Origin of the sequence: Kitasatospora sp. NPDC058115 (genome assembly GCF_042884635.1) — a bacterium.
Classification (GTDB): domain Bacteria; phylum Actinomycetota; class Actinomycetes; order Streptomycetales; family Streptomycetaceae; genus Kitasatospora.
On sequence record NZ_JBHVTL010000063.1, the window covers coordinates 1 to 5,335 of the forward strand.

At 71.9% G+C, this 5,335-nt stretch carries 3 protein-coding genes and 1 pseudogene; all 4 read left to right on the forward strand.

Translation table 11 applies throughout. The annotated features are described in order from the left end of the window. Positions 1-99 (forward strand): annotated as a pseudogene (locus ACFVVL_RS35220) (ATP-binding protein); the annotation flags it as partial. Positions 100-498: 399 nt separating this feature from the next. Next, positions 499-3,960 (forward strand): nitrate- and nitrite sensing domain-containing protein, encoded by a 3,462-nt coding sequence (locus tag ACFVVL_RS35225; protein WP_387682650.1) that lies wholly within the window; start codon positions 499-501, stop codon positions 3,958-3,960. Between the two features lie 10 nt (positions 3,961-3,970). Then, positions 3,971-4,384, forward strand: a complete 414-nt coding sequence (locus ACFVVL_RS35230; protein ID WP_030312881.1) for a roadblock/LC7 domain-containing protein — start codon at positions 3,971-3,973, stop codon at positions 4,382-4,384. Positions 4,385-4,545: 161 nt separating this feature from the next. Next, on the forward strand, positions 4,546-5,292 hold the full coding sequence (locus ACFVVL_RS35235) for a DUF742 domain-containing protein (protein ID WP_380298647.1): 747 nt from the start codon (positions 4,546-4,548) through the stop codon (positions 5,290-5,292). The last annotated feature ends 43 nt before the right edge of the window (positions 5,293-5,335 follow it).

Here is a 5,335-nt window from a genome sequence, read left to right on the forward strand (position 1 = left end):
GACACCCCCGTCATCACCCTGGACGCCCGACGCCGCGACAGCGCCAAGAGCGCCCTCATCACCCTCGTCGAACACGCCCTCCTCGCCCGCCTGCGCTGAGCGGAATCCGAGGTCGGCGGCCCCGGCACCCCGTCAGGCCGGCGGGGCGCCGGGGCACGTTCGCTTGCGGAGGGGTGTCGTCCGGGCGCCCCGCGCAAGACCCCCTCATAAGCAGCGGATAACAGTTCGGTAGGCATTTCGTGATCAACAATGACTGTTTGTAGCGAATCAGCGTCACTCAGCGCCAGAAGACCACAGTTTTGCGCCAACATGTCGGCGAATGTCCTGAATTGCACCGCACGGATCGCCCACCAGCAGCTGTTTGTCCCCCATCCCTGCACGTGCTGAAATTCCAGCTACCCCTGGATCCCGTACGGCTGCCGCTCCCCGGAGCGGGCGGCCCCGGGGGTAGCGCTGGATTGATCCATGGCCGGCTGTCGGCCGAGAGGTAGTTGTCGAGTGAGGCGTAAGCAGCAGGTCGCCCCGCAGCGGCGCTCCGAGCCCCGCCAGAGCGAGCCGAACGGCACCGCACCGGAACCGGGCGGGTTCTCGGCGTTCACACCGGCCGAGGAACGGCCGCAGGCCGCCCCGGCACCGCAGCAGCCCAACCCCGGCACGGACCGCGCGTCCGGACCGGGCACCGGCACCGGCCCCACCCCCGGCAGCGGCAACGGCAACGGCAACGGCTCCGGGACCGACGACACCGGTCCCAGGAGCAGCCGGTACGACTTCGTGCGCCCGCGCAACTGGCGCGTGCCCGCCCGACTGATCGCGATCCTGCTGATTCCGGTCGTCATCGGCCTGGTCTTCGGCGGACTGCGCGTCAACACCTCGATCGACGGCTTCATCAAGGCCGACCGCGCCCAGCGCACCGCCACCCTCGCCAAGGCCGCCACCGAGCTCGCCGAGGCCCTGGAGGGCGAGCGCGACAAGACACTCATACCCCTGATCACCAAGCAGGACCCGAACAACGACGTCACCAAGGCGCGCTCGACCACCGACGCCGCCCTCAAGGCGTACAACGCGGCCTACGAGGCCAGCGACAAGTCCGGCGAGCTCCCCCGGCGCCACGAGGCCTTCCAGTCCGTGGTCGTCCACCTGCCGCAGCTGCGCGCCGCCGCCTACGCGGACAACCTCTTCGCCTCCGCGACCGTCAGCGCCTACTCGGTGATGTACGCCCCGCTGCTGTCCTACGACAACTCGGTCGGCCTCGGCTCGTCCAACCTGACCAGCAAGGGCCGCTCGATCTACGCCATGTCGCTGGCCAAGGCCTCCGCCTCGACCCAGCGCGCCCTCATGCTGCAGCTGCTGGTCGGCATCTCCGCGCAGAAGACCACCCGGTACGAGAACGTCGACCTCATCCAGCAGCTGCTGGTCGCCCAGCGCCTGGAGCAGACCGCGCTCTCCGAGTTCAACACCGGAAGCGCCCCCGAGGACGCCGCGAAGTACTCCGCCGCCCAGGTCGCCCAGGCCAACGCCGACCAGCGCGCCGCCTACCGCATGCCCAACGGCAGCGTCCCGACCATGCAGGGCCTGCTGAACATCGGCACCGCCTACACCCAGGCCGCCGCCAACGGGCAGTCCCAGGGCAAGGAGGTCGCCGACCGCGCGTACAAGGAGGCCAAGGACTCCGGCCTGACCCCGGAGAACTGGAACCAGGCCGCCAACACCCACATCTCCAGCCTCCGCGCCACCGAGGTCGTGCTGCTGGACGACGTGCTCCAGGACGCCGCCGAACTGCGGGACAACGCCCGCTTCGACGCCATCCTCAACTCGCTGATCGTGCTCACCGCGCTGATCCTGGCCGGTGTCCTCACCGGCTACGTGGCGCGCTCGATGATCCTCGGCATGCGCACCCTGCGCAACGCCGCCCTGGAGATCGCCGACCACCGCCTGCCCGAGCTGGTCGAGCGGCTCTCCAAGACCGACCCGGACCGGGTGGACACCAACGTCACCCCGATCCCGCTGCACGGCAAGGACGAGATCGGCGAGGTCGCCCGGGCCTTCGACCAGGTCCACCGGCAGGCGGTCGCGCTCGCCGCCGAGCAGGCGCTGCTCCGGGGCAACGTCAACGCGATCTTCACCAACCTCTCGCGCCGCAGCCAGAGCCTCATCCAGCGCCAGCTGGCGCTGATCACCGACCTGGAGAACAACGAGGCCGACCCGGACCAGCTGGAGAACCTCTTCAAGCTGGACCACCTCGCGACCCGTATGCGCCGCAACGGCGAGAACCTGCTCGTCCTCGCGGGCGAGGAGGCCGGCCGCCGCTGGAACACCCCGGTCCCGCTGGTCGACGTGCTGCGCGCCGCCGCGTCCGAGGTGGAGCAGTACGAGCGCGTCGAGCTCTCCGGCATCCCCGAGGCCGAGGTCGTCGGCGCCGCCGTGACCGACCTCGTCCACCTGCTCGCCGAGCTCCTGGAGAACGCCACCACCTTCTCCAGCCCGCAGACCCGGGTGCTGGTCAACGCGACCCGCCTGCCGGACGGCCGGGTGCTCGTCGAGATCCACGACAAGGGCATCGGCCTCACCGCCGAGGACTTCGCGGAGATCAACGAGAAGCTGGCCGAGCCGCCCACGGTCGACGCCACCATCTCCCGCCGCATGGGCCTGTTCGTGGTCGGCCGGCTGTCCCAGCGGCACGACATCCGCGTCCAGCTCCGCCCGTCCGGCGAGTCGGCCGGCACCACCTCGCTGGTCATGCTCCCGCCGTTCCTCACCCACATGGCGGCGGCGCCGGAGCCCGAGGAGCAGTTCACCGTCTCCCGGATCTTCGCCGAGCAGGAGCCGTCCGCCGAGTGGCCCGCCGACCACGACACGGTCCGCAGCGCCGCCGAACTCGGCTTCGACGACCACCTCACCGGCCTCGGCAACGCCGGCCCCACCGGCTTCAGCCCGGCCCTGGAGGCCGTCCAGCGCTCGCAGCGCCTGGACCAGGTCCGCCGCGCCGCGCTGGAGGCCGGACCGCAGGCGGAGCTGCCGCCGGTGGTGGACGCCGAGACCGAGGACGACTACCCGGCCTACGGCCGCCGCAACGACGAGGCCTACGGCCAGGACGAGCAGTACCCGCAGCAGGACTACCGCCGGTCCGGCTACGACGGCGACCAGTACGGCTACCAGGACGAGTACGGCCAGGGCGCCGGCTACGACGAGGGCTACCAGCAGGACGGTTACGGCCAGTACCCGCAGCAGGGCTACGACGAGTACGGCCGGGCCGACGAGTACGGGCAGCAGGACGGCTACGGCGGGGAGGGCGGCTACGCCGGCCCCGGCTACGACGACCAGTACGCCGGCCAGGCCGAGGAGGCCCCGGCGGGCCACCCGTACGCCCCCGAGCAGCCCGCCCTCCCGGCCGCCGACAGCGCCCCCGCCACCCTGCCGTCCGGGCTGCCGCAGCGCCGCCCCGGCCAGCAGCTCGCCGGCGGCGGCTTCCCCTCCGGCCAGCAGGACGGCAACGGGGAGAGCCCGAACTGGTTCACCGGCGCCAGGGACACCTCGGCCACCCCGGCCGAACCGCGCGGCCACGACGTGTCCGCCCTCGGCGGCTACGGGCCCACCGGCCCGACCGCCGCCGGCACCGCGGCCTGGCAGTCGCCCAACGACGGTGACTGGCAGCGCGCCGAGAAGCTCCGCGAGCCCTCCTCCGGCGGCACCACCCAGGCCGGCCTGCCCCGGCGCGTGCCCAAGCAGAACCTGGTGGCGGGCAACGCCAAGCCCACCCCGCAGGACGGCCCGCAGGTCTCCCGCACGCCCGAGGAGGTCCGCGGCCGCCTCACCAACCTGCGCCGCGGCGTCGAGCAGGGCCGCAACGCCGGTACCACCGGAAGCTTCCGGATCGACCCCGATCAGGTAGACCCGTCCGGCAACGGACAGCAGAATCGCAGCACCGATCTCTTCGGCGGCTCGAACCACCAGGAGCGTTGAGTTGAGTCAGATGAGCCAGGCCGCACAGAACCTGAACTGGCTGATCACCAATTTCGTGGACAACACCCCCGGGGTGTCGCACACGGTGGTGGTCTCCGCGGACGGCCTCCTGCTGTGCATGTCCGAAGGGTTCCCCCGCGACCGCGCCGACCAGCTCGCCGCCGTCGCCTCCGGCCTCACCTCCCTCACCACCGGCGCCAGCCGGATCTTCGAGGGCGGCGAGGTCAACCAGACCGTCGTCGAGATGGAGCGCGGCTTCCTCTTCCTGATGGCCATCAGCGACGGCTCCGCGCTCGCCGTCCTCGCCGCCCCCGACTCCGACATCGGCCTGGTCGGATACGAGATGGCACTGCTCGTCGACCGCGCCGGCGCCGTTCTCACCCCCGCACTGCGCGCAGAACTCCAGGGCAGTCTCCTGCACTGACGGTCCGTCGGATACCGTCCAGGTATTCGAAGCACCTCCGCGTTCGTCCCGGGCCCGCTTCGGCGGGCTCGGGATCGGACGTTGTACGGCCTTCGCACCACCGGCTCCGGACCCGTGCCCGAGCTCGCAACGCACCGCCGCACCCTGTGAGGAGAGGAACCGTGACACCGCCCGACGACCGCAGCGGCCAGTACGGCGTTCCGTACCCTGGCACAGGCCATGACGCCTTCGGAGCACCCGGCGTCGTCGGCCACGGTCAGCAGTACGGCCAGCCGCTCCACGGCCAGCACGGCCAGCCCGGCCAGCACTACGGCCGGCCGTCGTACGGCCAGCCGTACGCGCCGGGACAGTACGACCAGTACGCCCAGCCCCGGCCCTCGTACGACGCTCCCCCGCCCGGCTACCCGGACGGAACGGTCGGGCAGCAGCCCGGCCACTATTCCGGCCACCTCCCCGGCCGCGGCCCGGTCGCCGGGCAGCCGGCCGGACACCCCGCCCCGGCGCCCGGTCACCACGGACCGGGCCAGGACGCCGGAGCGGGCGACGACTTCGAGGACGAGCCGGACTCCGGACCGCTGATCCGCCCGTTCGCGATGACCGGCGGGCGGACCCGGCCCCGGTACGAGCTCGCCCTGGAGGCGCTCGTCTCCGCCGACGTGGATCCGCAACGCCTGGCCACCCTGCTCCCCGAGCATCAGCGGATCTGCACCCTGTGCACCGAGGTCAAGTCCGTGGCCGAGGTGTCGGCGCTGCTCTCCCTTCCCCTGGGAGTGGCCCGCATCCTCGTGGCCGACCTGGCCGAGGCCGGCCTCGTCGCCATCCACCAGCCCGCTTCCGGCGGCGAAACCGGAAACCAGCCCGACGTCACGCTGCTCGAAAGGGTCCTCAGTGGACTTCGCAAGCTCTAACGCGGCCGCCCCCACCCGCGCCACCACCTCCGCGAAGATCGTC